The organism is Azonexus sp. (genome assembly GCF_047638095.1).
Classification (GTDB): Bacteria; Pseudomonadota; Gammaproteobacteria; order Burkholderiales; family Rhodocyclaceae; genus Azonexus.
Genome location: NZ_JBLJBW010000025.1, coordinates 23,673 through 38,258, shown reverse-complemented (window position 1 = coordinate 38,258; position 14,586 = coordinate 23,673). Strand labels below are relative to the sequence as shown.

At 59.3% G+C, this 14,586-nt stretch carries 14 protein-coding genes and 1 tRNA gene; 13 read left to right on the top strand and 2 right to left on the bottom strand.

Translation table 11 applies throughout. From position 1 onward, the window contains the following. The 11 genes from hisS to ACM62Q_RS08180 all read left to right on the top strand — a co-directional run. A partial coding sequence (hisS, locus tag ACM62Q_RS08230; protein ID WP_415035431.1) for a histidine--tRNA ligase occupies positions 1 to 1,215 on the top strand: 1,215 nt, incomplete at its 5' end. Positions 1,216 to 1,218: 3 nt separating this feature from the next. Continuing rightward, positions 1,219 to 1,860, top strand: coding sequence for a YfgM family protein (locus ACM62Q_RS08225; RefSeq protein ID WP_415035429.1), 642 nt, complete (start codon positions 1,219 to 1,221; stop codon positions 1,858 to 1,860). Beyond that, positions 1,857 to 3,029: an outer membrane protein assembly factor BamB gene (gene bamB / locus ACM62Q_RS08220; RefSeq protein WP_415035427.1), complete on the top strand. Its 1,173-nt coding sequence runs from the start codon at positions 1,857 to 1,859 to the stop codon at positions 3,027 to 3,029. The genes ACM62Q_RS08225 and bamB overlap by 4 nt, the downstream gene beginning before the upstream one ends. Then, the gene (gene der / locus ACM62Q_RS08215; RefSeq protein WP_415035425.1) at positions 3,026 to 4,357 is read left to right on the top strand and encodes a ribosome biogenesis GTPase Der; all 1,332 of its coding nucleotides are present in this window, start codon (positions 3,026 to 3,028) and stop codon (positions 4,355 to 4,357) included. The genes bamB and der overlap by 4 nt, the downstream gene beginning before the upstream one ends. 99 nt (positions 4,358 to 4,456) lie before the next feature. Beyond that, positions 4,457 to 4,693, top strand: coding sequence for an RNA chaperone Hfq (gene hfq, locus ACM62Q_RS08210; protein WP_415035423.1), 237 nt, complete (start codon positions 4,457 to 4,459; stop codon positions 4,691 to 4,693). Positions 4,694 to 4,753: 60 nt separating this feature from the next. After that, complete coding sequence (gene hflX / locus ACM62Q_RS08205; RefSeq protein ID WP_415035421.1) at positions 4,754 to 5,908, top strand: GTPase HflX; 1,155 nt, start codon at positions 4,754 to 4,756, stop codon at positions 5,906 to 5,908. A 60-nt stretch (positions 5,909 to 5,968) separates the two neighbouring features. Beyond that, positions 5,969 to 7,267, top strand: coding sequence for an FtsH protease activity modulator HflK (gene hflK, locus ACM62Q_RS08200; RefSeq protein ID WP_415035419.1), 1,299 nt, complete (start codon positions 5,969 to 5,971; stop codon positions 7,265 to 7,267). After that, positions 7,267 to 8,136 (top strand): protease modulator HflC, encoded by an 870-nt coding sequence (gene hflC, locus ACM62Q_RS08195; protein WP_415035417.1) that lies wholly within the window; start codon positions 7,267 to 7,269, stop codon positions 8,134 to 8,136. The genes hflK and hflC overlap by 1 nt, the downstream gene beginning before the upstream one ends. Then, positions 8,133 to 8,318: a DUF2065 domain-containing protein gene (locus ACM62Q_RS08190; RefSeq protein ID WP_415035415.1), complete on the top strand. Its 186-nt coding sequence runs from the start codon at positions 8,133 to 8,135 to the stop codon at positions 8,316 to 8,318. Before hflC ends, ACM62Q_RS08190 begins: the two co-directional genes overlap by 4 nt. Before the next feature lie 95 nt (positions 8,319 to 8,413). After that, a complete protein-coding gene (locus ACM62Q_RS08185) occupies positions 8,414 to 9,568 on the top strand; it encodes an ATP phosphoribosyltransferase regulatory subunit (RefSeq protein ID WP_415035413.1) in 1,155 nt (384 codons plus the stop codon). A gap of 5 nt (positions 9,569 to 9,573) precedes the next feature. Continuing rightward, on the top strand, positions 9,574 to 10,881 hold the full coding sequence (locus ACM62Q_RS08180; protein ID WP_415035411.1) for an adenylosuccinate synthase: 1,308 nt from the start codon (positions 9,574 to 9,576) through the stop codon (positions 10,879 to 10,881). Between the two features lie 93 nt (positions 10,882 to 10,974). Here ACM62Q_RS08180 and ACM62Q_RS08175 read toward each other — a convergent pair whose 3' ends face one another. Both ACM62Q_RS08175 and ACM62Q_RS08170 read right to left on the bottom strand, forming a co-directional pair. Beyond that, positions 10,975 to 11,418 (bottom strand): hypothetical protein, encoded by a 444-nt coding sequence (locus ACM62Q_RS08175; RefSeq protein WP_415035409.1) that lies wholly within the window; start codon positions 11,416 to 11,418, stop codon positions 10,975 to 10,977. Between the two features lie 218 nt (positions 11,419 to 11,636). After that, positions 11,637 to 11,721: transfer RNA gene (locus ACM62Q_RS08170), tRNA-Leu, on the bottom strand. Between the two features lie 40 nt (positions 11,722 to 11,761). On the opposite strand from ACM62Q_RS08170, the gene rnr reads away from it, so the two are divergent. Together rnr and ACM62Q_RS08160 are read left to right on the top strand one after the other, a co-directional pair. Further along, on the top strand, positions 11,762 to 14,236 hold the full coding sequence (gene rnr, locus ACM62Q_RS08165; RefSeq protein WP_415035407.1) for a ribonuclease R: 2,475 nt from the start codon (positions 11,762 to 11,764) through the stop codon (positions 14,234 to 14,236). Next, complete coding sequence (locus ACM62Q_RS08160; RefSeq protein WP_415035405.1) at positions 14,236 to 14,586, top strand: hypothetical protein; 351 nt, start codon at positions 14,236 to 14,238, stop codon at positions 14,584 to 14,586. The genes rnr and ACM62Q_RS08160 overlap by 1 nt, the downstream gene beginning before the upstream one ends.

Below are 14,586 nucleotides of genomic sequence, written 5' to 3'. Positions count from 1 at the left end.
GAGGACGCCATCCGCAGCTGGCTGAAAGGCTATGGCTACAAGCCGATCCGCATGCCCATCGTCGAGCCGACGCCGCTCTTCAAGCGGGCGATTGGCGAGGTGACCGACATCGTCGAGAAGGAAATGTATTCCTTCGTCGATAGCCTGAACGGTGAGGCGCTGACCCTGCGCCCGGAAGGCACGGCCGGCTGCGTGCGGGCGGTGATCGAGCACAATCTGGCGGCGCGCCAGACGCAGCGCCTCTACTACATGGGCCAGATGTTCCGCCACGAGCGCCCGCAGAAGGGCCGCTACCGGCAGTTCCATCAGGTCGGCGTGGAAACCTTCGGTATGAACGGGCCGGATATCGACGCCGAACTCATTTTGATGTGCGCCCGCCTGTGGGACGATCTCGGGCTGGAGGGCATCGCCTTGCAGATCAACAGCCTGGGCCAGCCCGCCGAGCGCGCCGAGCACCGCGCGGCCTTGATCGCTTATTTCGAGCAGCATCAGGCCAGCCTGGATGAAGACGCCAAACGTCGTTTGTACACTAACCCGCTGCGTATTCTCGATAGCAAGAATCCCGCCCTGCAAGCCATTTGCGCCGCTGCCCCGAAACTGATCGATTACCTCGGAGCGGAGTCTTTGGCGCACTTTGCAGGGGTGCAGCAAATTTTGAAAGATGCGGGCCTGCCTTTCACCATCAACCCGCGTCTGGTGCGCGGGCTGGATTACTACAATCTCACCGTCTTCGAGTGGGTCACCGACAAACTCGGCGCACAAGGCACGGTCTGCGCCGGCGGGCGTTACGACGGTCTGGTCGAGCAACTGGGCGGCAAGGCTACGCCAGCCTGCGGTTTTGCCATGGGGGTGGAACGCCTGATTGCGCTGATCCGCGATGCCGACGGCACCCCGGCGGAGCCTGCGCCAGATGTCTATGTCGTGCATCAGGGCGAGGCTGCGGCGCGTCTGGCTTTTCGCACGGCGGAGGGTTTGCGTGACCAGGGGCTCGATGTGCTGTTACATTGCGGCGGCGGCGCGTTCAAGTCGCAAATGAAAAAAGCCGATGCCAGCGGCGCGAGTTTCGCCGTCATCATCGGCGACGATGAAGCAGCAAGCGGCGAAGCGCAACTCAAGGCCCTGCGCGAAGCCGGCTGGGAGCAACGCAAAATGAAAGTCGATGAGCTGGCCGGCGCCATCATCGATTTTATGGTCGATGCCGGCGAGGAGGAATAACACATGGCACATTACGATCTCGAAGAACAGGAACAGATCGACACCCTGAAAACCTGGTGGAAGATGTACGGCAATCTGGTCACCTCCTTGCTGACCGCCGCCGCCCTTGCCGTGCTCGGCTGGCAAGCGTGGCAGTGGTATCAGAACAAGCAGGCGGGCCAAGCTGCCGGCGTGTTTGCTGCGCTGGAACAGGCGGTGGCGGCAGGTGATGCACAGCGCATCAAGGCGAGCGCCGGGGAATTGACGGAAAACTTTGGCCGCAGCACGTACGCCAGTCTGGGCGCTTTGCTGGCGGCGCGTCATTCCTTCGATCAGGGTGATTTGAAAACGGCCAAGGCGCAGCTCGCCTGGGTGGCCGACAACGGCAAGGACGAACTGCGCGAGCTGGCTCGCTTGCGCTTGAGCGAAGTCTTGATCGACGAAGAAGCTTACGACGAAGCCTTGCAGCGTTTGAATGCCAAGGCCCAACCCGAGTTTTCGGCGCGCACCCTGGAATTGAAAGGCGATGTGCTGAGCGCACAAGGCAAAAAAACCGAAGCACGCACCGCCTATCAAGGTGCGCTGGATGCCGGCGGCAAGAAAATGGAAGCCGTGGTGCGTGAGTTGCTGCAGCAAAAACTCGACGCCCTGGGAGAAGCCGCATGATCCAGCGCAGCCTGCCCTGGGTTCTGGCTGCGGCCGTAGCGGCAAGCAGTCTGAACGGCTGCGCCACGATTTCCGACGCGGTGGATGCACTCAATCCTTTTGCGCCCTCCGGCCCAAAAATGTCGCCTTTGCCGGAAATCAAGCCGACGGGCGAGGCGCGCAGCCTGTGGTCGCAAGCGGTGGGCGCCTCCTCCGGCTATGTGTTTACTCCGGCAGAAGCCGGTGCGGCAGTGTTTGCCGCAAACCGCAAAGGCGAGCTGTGGCGTTTTGAAGAGGGCAAATTGAGCTGGAAGATCAACACCGGCCAAATGCTCTCGGCCGGTGTCGGGGCGGATCGCCAGATCGTCGTGGTCGGCACCGCCAAGGGCGATGTGCTCGCCTTTGCTGCCGATTCGGGCAAGGCACTCTGGCAAGCCAAGGTGTCCAGCGAAGTGCTGGCTGCGCCGACGGTGGAAGGTAATCACGTTGCCGTGCGCAGCGGCGACAATCGCATTTTCCTGTTTGATGCGCAAAGCGGCGCGCGCCGCTGGGTTTATGAGCGGCCGATGCCGATTCTGGCCGTGCGTGCCACGGGCCGTCCGGTGTTTGCCGACCGTTACGTGCTGGCTGGTTTCCCTGGCGGCAAGCTGGTTGCCGTGGCGCTCGAAAACGGTGCGCAGGTCTGGGAGGGCGCGGTGGCGCAGCCCAAGGGTGCCACCGAACTCGATCGTGTGGCCGATGTCGTTGCCCCGCCGGTACTCGAAGGTGGGCAGTTGTGCGCCGTGGCCTTCCAAGGGCGCGTGACCTGTTTCGATATGGGGCAGGGCGGGGCCATTGTCTGGTCGCGCGATATTTCCTCGGCGCGTGGTTTGGCGCTCGATGGGCGCTATCTTTTCGTGACCGACGACGAAGGCGTGGTTTATGGGCTGGATCGTCTTTCTGGCAGCAGTTTGTGGAAGCAGGACAAATTGCGCTACCGTCAGGTGAGCGCACCGGCGGTGCAAGGCAATACGGTGGTGGTGGCCGACGGTGAAGGCTATGTACATTTCCTTTCGCGTGAAGAGGGGGCTTTCGAAGCGCGGCTGAAAACCGACGGTAAACCGATCGATGCCGCGCCGCAACGTTTGTCTAACGGTGCCGTGCTGATCCAGACGAGCGGCGGCGACCTGCGGGCGGTAAGCGCACCATGAAACCGACGCTCGTACTCGTGGGGCGACCGAATGTTGGCAAATCGACGCTGTTCAACCGTCTGACCAAATCGCGCGATGCCATTGTGGCCGACCTGCCCGGTTTGACGCGGGATCGCCACTACGGTCATGGCAAGGTCGGCAAAAAACCATTTCTGGTGGTCGATACCGGCGGTTTCGAGCCGCTGGTGAAAGACGGCATCCTGCACGAAATGGCGCGCCAGACCGAGCAAGCCATTGCCGAAGCCGATGTGGTGGTGTTCGTGGTCGATGGGCGCACGGGCCTGACACCGCACGACAAGGAAATCGCCCAGTTGCTGCGCCGCAGCGAGCGCCCCGTGCTGGTGGCGGTCAACAAGGCCGAAGGCATGGTTTCCGGCATGGTCGAAGCCGATTTTCACGCCCTTGGTCTGGGCGAGCCGCTGGCGATTTCGGCGGCGCATGGCGAAGGCGTGCGTCATTTGGTCGATCTGGCGCTGGCCGACTTTCCCGAGCCGGAAGATGATGAATGGCACTCCACCGCCACGCGCGTGGCGATCGTTGGCCGACCCAACGTTGGCAAATCGACCCTGATCAACACCTTGCTCGGTGAAGAGCGGGTGATTGCTTTCGATGCGCCGGGGACCACCCGCGATGCGATTGAAATCGAATTTGAGCGCGCCGGGCAATCCTATGTCCTCATCGACACGGCGGGCATGCGTAAGCGCGGCAAGGTGTTCGAGGCCATCGAAAAATTCTCCGTGGTGAAGACACTGCAGGCCATTGAAGATGCCAATGTGGTTGTTCTCATGGTCGATGCGCAGGCCGATATTTCCGACCAGGATGCGCACATTGCCGATTTCATCGTGCAATCCGGGCGTGCGCTCGTGGTGGCGGTCAACAAATGGGACGGTCTGGACGGCTACACGCGCGATCAGACGCGCCAAATGCTGCAGCGCAAGCTGAAATTTCTCGATTTCGCCAAATTTCATTTCATATCGGCGCGCGACAACATCGGCCTGGGTAATTTGTTCCGCTCGGTCGACGCCGCCTACGCGGCGGCCATGACCAAATTGTCCACGCCGCGCCTGACACGGGTGCTGGTTGACGCCATTGCCCGCCAGGCCCCCCCGAAACACGGCCTGTTTCGACCCAAGCCGCGCTACGCCCATCAAGGCGGTTCCAACCCGCCGATCATCGTCATTCACGGCAATGCGGTCGATCAGATTGGCGACAGCTACCGGCGCTATCTCGAACACACTTTCCGCGATGCCTTCCACCTGCAAGGCACGCCGCTGCGCATTCAGTTCGTCGCAGCGAAAAATCCCTATGCCGACAAGGAGGGGCGCTAAACCGAGAAAATCCCTCGATAAGGACAAAAAACATCCGCAATACCTTTGGTTTTTGGGTACATTTACCCCTCTCATAACAAAACACATGGAGTCCACACCATGAGCAATAAAGGGCAACTCTTACAAGACCCCTTTCTCAACGCCCTGCGCCGCGAGCACATTCCCGTTTCCATTTATCTGGTGAATGGCATCAAATTACAGGGCCAGGTCGAATCTTTCGATCAATACGTCGTGCTGTTGAAGAACACGGTGACGCAAATGGTGTACAAGCACGCCATTTCCACGGTGGTGCCGGCGCGCCCGGTCAATATTCAGCAAGAGCAGGCCGCAGAATAAAGCCGCTTCCCGCACTGCCCCGCACCGCCGGGGCAGTTTTCAATTTTCCTGCTTCGATTCATGTTTGAACGCCCCGCCGCTGGCGAGCGCGCCGTCGTCGTGCAGCTCGATTTCGGACAAGCCGATGTCGAGGAGCAACTGGAAGAGTTGCGCTTGCTGACCACTTCGGCCGGCGGGCTGGTTGTCGCCGAAGTGCGCGGCAAGCGCCACAGCCCTGATCCCAAGAGTTTTGTCGGCAAGGGCAAGGTCGATGAAATTGTCGCCATGATTGCTGCGACCGAGGCGCAACTGGTCATTTTCAACCACCCCCTCTCGCCCGTGCAGCAGCGCAACCTGGAAGGGGCGCTGAAGTGCCGTGTGGTCGATCGTAACAGCCTGATTCTCGATATTTTTGCCCTGCGCGCAGCCAGCGCGGAAGGCAAGCTGCAGGTCGAACTGGCGCAGCTCGAACATCTCTCCACCCGCCTGGTACGCGGCTGGACCCACCTGGAACGCCAGCGCGGCGGTATTGGTTTGCGTGGTCCCGGAGAAAAACAGCTGGAAACTGACCGCCGTCTCTTGGGCGGGCGCGTCAAGCTGCTCAAGGAACGCCTGAAAAAACTCAGCCGCCAGCGCGGCGTACAGCGTAAAGCCCGCCGGCGCGGCGATGTGCTGAACGTTTCTCTGATTGGTTACACCAATGCCGGCAAATCGACCTTATTCAATGCCCTGACGCGGGCCGGCGTGTATGCGGCGGATCAACTTTTTGCCACCCTCGACACGACTTCGCGCAAATTGTGGATCGAGGGAGCGGGCAATATCGTCATTTCTGACACGGTCGGTTTCATCCGCGACCTGCCGCACGCCCTGGTAGATGCATTTCACGCCACTCTGGAAGCTGCCACCGATGCGGATCTCTTATTGCATGTGGTCGATAGCGCCAGCCCGGCACGCGATGAGCAAATCAGCGAAGTCAATAAGGTGCTGGGAGAAATCGGCGCAGAAACCCTGCCGCAGCTCGTGGTCTGGAACAAGATCGACCTCACGGGCGTTGCGCCCGGGGAGGGGCGGGACGAATATGGTAATATCGCCCGCGTTCGTTTGAGCTCGCGCAGCGGGGCCGGCCTGGATATTTTGCGCAGGGCTTTGGCGGAATATGCGCAGGCGAAAACGGAATTGCGCCGTGCCGACACTGCCCTTGCTGATCTCGGTGAAGAATCACCTCTTGTTGAATAAAAACGAATTTATATTTTTCGCAACTCCCCAGCTACTATGATTCCAAGCCTAGGCATGCTCATGTCCCTGAATGACCCGAAATGGGGCAATCAAGGGGATAACCACGGTTCCGGTGATAATTCCGGTGGCCAAAAACCCCGTCGCCCGAACGATGGTCCGCCCGATCTGGAAGAGCTTTGGCGCGATTTCAACCGCAAATTGGGCGGCATGATGGGCAAGAAAAAAAGCGGCGGCCCTTCTGGAAATGGCGGCGGGCCGCGCCTGCCGGAGGTCGATTTCAATCCGAAAATGCTGGGCGGCGGTTTGTGGATGCTGCTCGGTCTGATCGTTGTGGTTTGGCTGGCCTCCGGGTTTTACATCGTTGACGCTTCGCAGCGCGGCGTTGTGCTGCAATTCGGTAAACGCCTGGAAACCACTGAGCCGGGTTTGCGCTGGCGGCTGCCTTATCCGATTCAGACCCACGAACTGGTGAACCTGACCGGCGTGCGCACGGTAGAGATCGGCTATCGTGGCAGCGAGCGTAACAAGATTCTGAAAGAAGCCTTGATGCTGACCGATGACGAAAACATCGTAAACATCCAGTTTGCCGTGCAGTACATTCTGAAAGATCCGGTCGAATACCTGTTCAACAACCGTTACCCGGATGAGGCGGTGGTCGGCGCGGCGGAAACGGCGGTGCGCGAGATCGTCGGCAAGAGCAAGATGGATTTTGTGCTCTACGAAGGGCGCGAACAAATTGCTACCGAGGCGGCGCAGTTGATGCAGGCGATTCTCGACCGTTACCAGGCCGGCATCCTGATTTCCAAGGTGACCATGCAAAATGCCCAGCCGCCGGAACAGGTGCAGGCGGCGTTTGACGATGCCGTCAAGGCCGGGCAGGACCGCGAGCGCCAGAAAAACGAAGGGCAGGCCTACGCCAACGACGTGGTGCCGCGCGCGCACGGCACGGCGGCGCGTTTGCTGCAGGAGGCCGATGGTTACAAACAACGGGTGACGGCGAACGCCGAGGGGGATGCCGCGCGTTTTCGCCAGATTCAAACCGAATACGCCAAGGCCCCGGAAGTCACGCGCCAGCGCATGTATCTCGACACCATGCAGCAGATTTATGCAAACACCACGAAAATCATGGTCGATGCCAAGGGGCAGGGCAATTTGCTCTATCTGCCCTTGGATAAACTGATGCAGGCGAGCGCCGGGGCGGTTGCCGCGCGTACCACGACAGAAACCCCCACGCCGGCAGCCGCGGGGGCGCGTCCGGCGTTTAGCGGCGAAGTGCCACCGCAGGTCGAGGGCAGCCCTAATTTTTCCAGCCGCGAAGGGCGCGGCTCGCTCTCTTCGCGTGAACGGGAGGCCCGCTGATGAGCCCGCGTCTTAACATGATTCTTGGCCTGCTCGGTTTGCTCTTTGGTGCCGTGGCGATGTCCGTGTTTACCGTGGATCAGCGCCAGTACGCGCTGGTTTTCCAGATGGGGGAAGTCAAGCGCGTGGTGACCGAGCCGGGCTTGAACTTCAAGCTGCCGCTGGTGCAGAACGTGCGCTTTTTCGACAACCGCATTTTGACGCTCGATAGCGCCGATCCGGAGCGTTTCATCACCTCCGAGAAAAAGAACGTGCTGGTCGACTCCTTCATCAAATGGCGCATCGTCGATCCCAAGCTTTACTACGTTTCGGTCGGCGGCGATGAAACGCGCGCCCGCACCCGTCTGAGCCAGACGGTGAATGCCGGTCTGCGCGAAGAGTTCGGCAAACGTCTGGTGCATGACGTGATTTCCGGCGAGCGCGACAAAATCATGGAGCGCATGCGCGAAAAAGCCGATACCGACGCTCGGCGTATCGGCGTGAAAATCGTCGATGTGCGCTTGAAACGGGTCGAGTTGCCCGACGAAGTCAGTGGCGCGGTGTATAGCCGCATGGAAGCCGAGCGCAAGCGCGTGGCCAATGAGCTGCGTTCAGAAGGCGCGGCGGAGGCGGAAAAGATCCGCGCCGATGCCGACCGTCAGCGCGAAGTCATCGTTGCCGAGGCCTATCGCGATGCGCAAAAAACCAAGGGTGAGGGCGACGCCAAGGCGGCTGCGCTATACGCCGAGGCCTTCAATAAAAACCCCGAGTTTTACGCTTTTTACCGCAGCCTGGAAGCCTACCGCAACAGCTTTGCCAGCAAGAACGACATACTGGTGGTGGAGCCCAATTCCGATTTCTTCAAATACATGAAGAATTTGGGTAAATGAGTTCTTCCCTGCTGCTGGCCTTTGCCTTGATGCTGGTTTTGGAAGGTGCCATGCCGTTTATCGCCCCGGCGGCTTGGCGCGAAACTTTCCGGCGTTTGACGCAGATGTCTGACGGACAAATTCGTTTCGTCGGCCTGAGTTCGATGTTGCTGGGCTTGATTTTGTTGATGGTTTTTTCGTAAAAACAAATAGTGTTTGCACGCTGTATTGCCTGCTCAGTTGCCCGCTGAGTTTTCTGCTCAGGGCGTGGATTGAAATACGTACATAAACGAACAAGATGAACTGGTTGCTTCCTGAATACCTGTCCGACGCGCTGCCCGCAGAAGCCGCCCAGATCGAGCGTTTGCGCCGCACGCTGCTCGATCATTTTCGCGTGCATGGTTTCGAGCACGTCATGCCGCCGCTGCTGGAATATCTCGAATCCCTGCTCACCGGCACCGGGCATGATCTCGATTTGCGCACGTTCAAGCTGGTCGATCAGCTCTCCGGGCGCAGCATGGGGGTGCGTGCCGACATGACGCCGCAGGCGGCGCGTATCGATGCGCATCTGCTCAACCGTCCTGGCGTTACCCGTCTGTGTTATTGCGGCAGCATTTTGCATACCTTGCCGGCCAATGTGTCGGTCAGCCGCGAACCCCTGCAGTTGGGGGCAGAGTTGTACGGTTACGCCGGCGTCGAGGCCGATCTTGAGATCGTGCGCCTGATGGCGACGGCTTTTGCCCATGTCGGCCTGCCGCTGGCGCGCATCGATCTTGCCCATGCCGGTATTTTCGAGGCCCTGGTCAATGCGGCGGGTTTATCTGAAACACAGGAAAATCAGCTGCTCGATTTTTTGCGCGACAAGGACGAACCCGCGATGGCGCAATTCCTGGAGCAGGTGGCTTCGCCCTGGCGCGAGGCCTTGGCGGCTTTGCCGCGTTTGTACGGCGGGGCGGAAATCATTGCCCATGCCGCTGCCGTGTTGCCCGCGCTGCCAGCGATCGACGAAGCCTTGGCGCGTTTGCGCCACCTTTTGCAGCAGGCCCCGGAATTGCCATTTTCTATTGATTTGGCCGATTTGCGCGGCTATCACTATCACAACGGCATTGTGTTTGCCGCCTATTGTCCGAATTATCCGGCGGCGATTGCCTTGGGCGGGCGCTACGATGGGGCGGGTGAAGTATTTGGTCGGGCGCGTCCGGCCACTGGTTTTTCCATGGATTTGCGCGAAGTTGCCCGTCTGGCACCGCGTCAGGCCGGAAAAAAAGCCATTTTGGCCGCGCATGCAGGAACAGACGCCGCATTGGCAGCAGAAATCGCCCGCTTGCGTCGCGCAGGTGAGATCGTGGTGGAGCTATTGCCCGGCGAAACGAGCTGTGAAGCGCCGGTGTGTGATCGGAAGTTAGTCGCCGTTGCAGGTCAATGGCGAATCGAAGCAATTCTTGAGGACTGAAAAGCATGGCTAAAAATGTCATCGTTGTAGGCACGCAGTGGGGCGACGAAGGTAAAGGAAAAATCGTCGATTGGCTGACCGACCATGCGCAAGCTGTGGTGCGTTTTCAAGGGGGGCATAACGCGGGGCATACCTTGGTGGTGGGCGACAAGGTCTATAAGCTCAATCTGGTGCCTTCCGGCATCGTGCGCGAGGGGGTTGAGTGCTACATCGGTAATGGTGTGGTGCTCGATATTCATCACCTCATCGCTGAAATCGCCGAGCTGGAAAAAGGGGGCATCGATGTGCGTTCGCGCCTGAAAATCAGCCCGGGTTGCCCTTTGATTCTGCCTTACCACTCGGCGATCGATAAAGCACGCGAAGCCGCCAAATCGAACGACAAGAAAATCGGTACGACCGGCAAGGGCATCGGCCCGGCCTACGAAGACAAGGTGGCGCGGCGCGGTTTGCGCGTTTATGACCTCTTTCATCCCGAGCGCTTTGCCGAGAAGCTGCGCGAGGTGCTGGACTACCACAATTTCGCCCTGACGCAGTATTTCAAGGCAGATCCGGTCGATTTTCAGGCCGTGTACGACCAGGCGATGGCCGATGCCGAAATCATTCGCCCCATGGTGGTGGATGTGTCGGCCGCGCTCTACGAAGTCAACAAGGCTGGCGGCAAGCTGCTGTTCGAGGGGGCTCAGGGAACGCTGCTCGATATCGACCACGGCACCTATCCTTTCGTTACCTCGTCGAACTGCGTTTCGGGTCAGGCAGCGGCGGGTTCGGGCATCGGTCCGGGCATGCTGCATTATGTCTTGGGTATCACCAAAGCCTATTGCACCCGTGTCGGCGGCGGGCCTTTCCCGAGCGAACTCGACATCGACACCGAAGGTACGCCGGGTCACCAGATGTTTACCGTCGGCCAGGAGTTTGGCACCGTTACCGGCCGCAAGCGCCGTTGTGGTTGGTTCGATGCGCCCTTGTTGCGCCGCTCCGCCCGCATCAATGGTCTCACCGGCCTGTGCATCACCAAGCTGGACGTGCTCGATGGCTTGAAGGAATTGCAGATCTGCACCGGCTACCGCCTGCATGGCCAGATCGTCGATCTGCTGCCCATCGGTGCTGACGACGTGGCCGCCTGCGAACCCATCTACGAAACCCTGCCGGGCTGGGAAGGCACCACCTTCCGGGCCAAGCGCTGGGAAGATTTGCCGGCCAATGCGCAGAAATACCTCGAGCGTCTGGAAGAGCTGTGCGGCGTGCCGATTGCTATTGTGTCCACCGGTCCGGAGCGTGACGAAACCATTTTGCGCCAGCATCCGTTCAAGTAAAAAAATGGGCCGCAAGGCCCATTTTTTGTACACCGACTGCGCTGCGAAATCCCGTCTTTCAGGACGCTGCGCAGAGCGAATGGAAAAATTCCTCTAGCGGCGAATCGTGACCCAGCCTTCCGGGCAGGCCTGTGTGTTGGGGTAATACTGGCCGGAAGAGCGGCAATAGAACCAGTGTTCGCCATTGTTCGGGGTGTTTTGATAAATCACGGCGGGTGAAGCATTGTTTTGCTGGTTGTAGTAAAGCGCGCTGCCCAAGGCGATGCCGCCGATGGTCAGCACGGCCGCCGGGCCGATCCAGTCACGTCGATGTTCGCGCCGGTGATCGCGCTCATGGTGATGGTGCACCGGAGGCGCGTAGTGCGGCCGGTGGTGCGGCGCTGGCATGTGGTGGTGATGATTGCGATCGAAGTGCTGCATGCGTTCGTGCCCGCGGTGTGCGCCGCGCTCGTGCCGCCAATCCCCGCCGGCGCTGGCGGAGGTGGTGAGCCCTAAAGCAAGGAGGGCGGCAGCGCAGAAGGAGAGTGTGCGTTTCATGATGTGCCTCGTGAAGAAGGTGTTGCGTTGATCAATGGGCGCAGCATAGTCAAATTGTCATTTCCGTGGCGCAAGCAGATGTTAATAAATGTGTAAACATTTTGGCTGGCGCAACGTGCGACAATGCTCGGCATGTCAGCACACAATCTGTCCTTCGGAAATGCCGTCGCAGCAATGAAAAAAGGCCTTGCTTTAGCAAGGCCTTTGATCAAAATCGGTGGTGCCCAGGAGAAGACTCGAACTTCCACGCCTTGCAGCGCTAGTACCTGAAACTAGTGCGTCTACCAATTCCGCCACCTGGGCACAGGTGCGAAGAGCCGCCATTATAGAGAAAGCCGTTTCCATGTCAAGAAAAAAACTGTCGAAAATCCGCCGTGCCGATCCTTTTTTCGAGCGCGAGCAAAAACGCTATGAATTTCCCCTGCCATCGCGCGAGTACGTGATTGCGCAGTTGACGGAAGTGGGGCGGCCCTTGAGTTTCGAGCAACTGGCAACAGCGCTTGATATCAGCAAAACTGAGCGTGAGGTGTTTTTGCGCCGACTCGGGGCCATGGAGCGGGAAGGCCAGATTTTGCGCAACCGCAAAGAGGATTACATCCTCCCTGAGCGAGCGAGCTTGATTGCCGGCAAGGTGCAGGGGCATCCCGATGGCTACGGGTTTTTGCTGCCCGACGATGGCAGCGCCGATCTTTTCCTCGATCAGCGGCAGATGGGCAAGGTCATGCACGGTGATCGTGTGCTGGCGCGCCGGGTGGGCCTGGACCGCAAAGGCCGCCCGGAGGGGTATATCGTCGAGGTGACCGAACGGGCCAATACCAAGGTCATCGGGCGGGTGTTTCTCGAGCACGGTGTGGTGATCGTGGTGCCGGAAAACCGGCGCATTACACAAGATATCCTGGTGCCGGCGGATAAGAAGAGCAAGATCAAGGTGCAGTCCGGGCAGGTGGTGATGGCGGAGATCATCGAACAGCCGACCAAGTATTCGCAACCCATCGGGCGTATCGTCGAGGTGCTGGGTAATTATGCTGATCCAGGCATGGAGATCGAAATTGCTTTGCGCAAACACGATTTGCCCTTCGAGTTTTCGCCCGGCGCGCGCGAGGAAAACAAGAAGATGCCCGCCAAGGTGCGCAAGGCCGATCTGGCCGGGCGGGAAGATCTGCGCCATTTGCCGCTGGTGACCATCGACGGCGAAACGGCCAAGGATTTCGACGATGCCGTGTTTTGTGAAAAACAAGGCCGGGGCTGGCGCTTGGTGGTGGCGATTGCCGATGTGTCGCATTATGTGCGACCGGGCATGGCGCTCGATCGCGAGGCTGCGCTACGGGGGAATTCGGTGTATTTCCCCCGGCGGGTGATCCCGATGTTGCCGGAAAAACTCTCGAACGGCATCTGTTCGCTCAATCCGGAAGTGGATCGTCTGGCCATGGTCTGCGATATGGCGGTCAATGCCAGCGGAAAAATCAGCAATTACCGTTTTTATCCGGCGGTGTTTCGCTCGCAGGCCCGCCTGACCTATACCCAGGTGTGGGACTGGTTGTCGGGCGCAGCAAAGCCTGTTCTGGGGGTGGAAACCGCCATGCAAGCGCCCATCGCCCAGCTTTACAAGCTCTACCAGGTCTTGCATAAAGCGCGCGGGCAGCGTGGGGCGATTGATTTTGAAACCACAGAAACGATGATGCTGTTCAATGAGCAGGGCAAGATCGAGAATATCGTTCCGGTGGTACGTAACGACGCACACCGTATCATCGAGGAGTGCATGCTGGCGGCCAACGTGAGCGCCTCCGATTTTCTCGCCAAACACGAGCAGGCTTGTCTTTATCGCGTGCACGAAGGGCCGAATGAAGACAAATTGCGTAATTTGCGCAGTTTTCTTGGCGAGTTCGGCTTGCATCTGGGGGGAGGCGATGACCCGAAAGCCAAGGATTACGCCGAGTTGCTGGAAAAAATCAAGCCGCGTCCAGACTTTCAGCTTTTGCAAACCGTGATGCTGCGCTCTTTGCGCCAGGCGATGTACAGCCCGGACAATGTGGGGCATTTCGGTTTGGCCTATGAGCATTACACCCATTTCACTTCGCCCATTCGTCGCTATCCGGATTTGCTGGTGCATCGGGCGATCAAGGCGGTGCTGGCGGGTGAAAAGTACACGCCGGAGCAAGCCTGGGATGATATTGGCCTGCAATGTTCGGCCACCGAGCGGCGTGCGGACGAAGCGACGCGCGATGTCGAAAACTGGTTGAAAACCTATTACATGCAGGCGCGTATCGGCGAGGTGTTCGAGGGCAGCATCTCTTCGGTGACCCCTTTCGGTATTTTCGTGGCCCTCGATGCCGTCTATGTCGAAGGTTTGGTACATGTGTCGGAACTGGGGCAGGATTACTTCCAGTTCGACAACGTTCGCCACCAAATGCTGGGCGAGCGCACCGGCGAGCGTTTTCGTCTGGGCGACCGGGTGCGGGTGAAGCTGGTGCGTGCCGACCTGGAGACGAACAAGATCGATTTTGTCTTGGTGCGTGACGCCGCTAAACCCGTACTTCGTTCCAATCTTCGTGAGCTGCCGGAGAAATCGGCAGGGCCGGCCTTGAAACCGGTGGAAAAATCAGGAACAGCCGGGGCTAAAACATCCGTAAAAACCTCGGTACGCCCGCCCCAGGCAGGGAAAAAGCCAGCGCAAGCGGCCAAGTCGACCAAGGCAAAGGCGGCTGTGGTAGAACCTAAAAAAGCTTCCGCCGCTAAATCGCCCACCAAATCGCCCACCAAATCGGCTGTAAAAAAACCGGCCGCCAAGAAACCGGCCGCCCGTACGAGGAAAAAATAATGGCCTGGATCAGTTTGCTGGCCAAAGTGCCGTGGACGGAGGTGATCAAAAATGCCCCGGTGGTTGCCGAGGGCGCGCGCAAGCTATGGAACAAAACCCGTCGCGCCGCGTCCACAGAAGCGGTTGATTTACCGCCAGATGCCGATGAGCACACGGTGTTGCAGGCCTTGCAGGGGCGTATCGGTGTTTTGCAAAATGAAATGCGCGCTGCCGGTGAAGTGATTCAATCGCTCGCCGAACAAAACGCGCAGCTCATCGCACGGGTAGAAAAAACGCGCCGCCGCGTGCTGCTGTTGGTGGTGGCGAATTGCATTTCAGGGCTGCTGCTGTTGGCCCTGTGGATGCGTTGA

Coding starts and splice junctions, on each gene's coding strand:
- hfq (WP_415035423.1), top strand. CDS start 4,457: ATGAGCAATAAAGGGCAACTCTTACAAGACCCCTTTCTCAACGCCCTG.
- hflX (WP_415035421.1), top strand. CDS start 4,754: ATGTTTGAACGCCCCGCCGCTGGCGAGCGCGCCGTCGTCGTGCAGCTC.
- hflK (WP_415035419.1), top strand. CDS start 5,969: ATGTCCCTGAATGACCCGAAATGGGGCAATCAAGGGGATAACCACGGT.
- ACM62Q_RS08190 (WP_415035415.1), top strand. CDS start 8,133: ATGAGTTCTTCCCTGCTGCTGGCCTTTGCCTTGATGCTGGTTTTGGAA.
- rnr (WP_415035407.1), top strand. CDS start 11,762: ATGTCAAGAAAAAAACTGTCGAAAATCCGCCGTGCCGATCCTTTTTTC.
- ACM62Q_RS08175 (WP_415035409.1), bottom strand. CDS start 11,418: ATGAAACGCACACTCTCCTTCTGCGCTGCCGCCCTCCTTGCTTTAGGG.
- ACM62Q_RS08180 (WP_415035411.1), top strand. CDS start 9,574: ATGGCTAAAAATGTCATCGTTGTAGGCACGCAGTGGGGCGACGAAGGT.
- ACM62Q_RS08225 (WP_415035429.1), top strand. CDS start 1,219: ATGGCACATTACGATCTCGAAGAACAGGAACAGATCGACACCCTGAAA.
- ACM62Q_RS08160 (WP_415035405.1), top strand. CDS start 14,236: ATGGCCTGGATCAGTTTGCTGGCCAAAGTGCCGTGGACGGAGGTGATC.
- bamB (WP_415035427.1), top strand. CDS start 1,857: ATGATCCAGCGCAGCCTGCCCTGGGTTCTGGCTGCGGCCGTAGCGGCA.
- ACM62Q_RS08185 (WP_415035413.1), top strand. CDS start 8,414: ATGAACTGGTTGCTTCCTGAATACCTGTCCGACGCGCTGCCCGCAGAA.
- der (WP_415035425.1), top strand. CDS start 3,026: ATGAAACCGACGCTCGTACTCGTGGGGCGACCGAATGTTGGCAAATCG.
- hflC (WP_415035417.1), top strand. CDS start 7,267: ATGAGCCCGCGTCTTAACATGATTCTTGGCCTGCTCGGTTTGCTCTTT.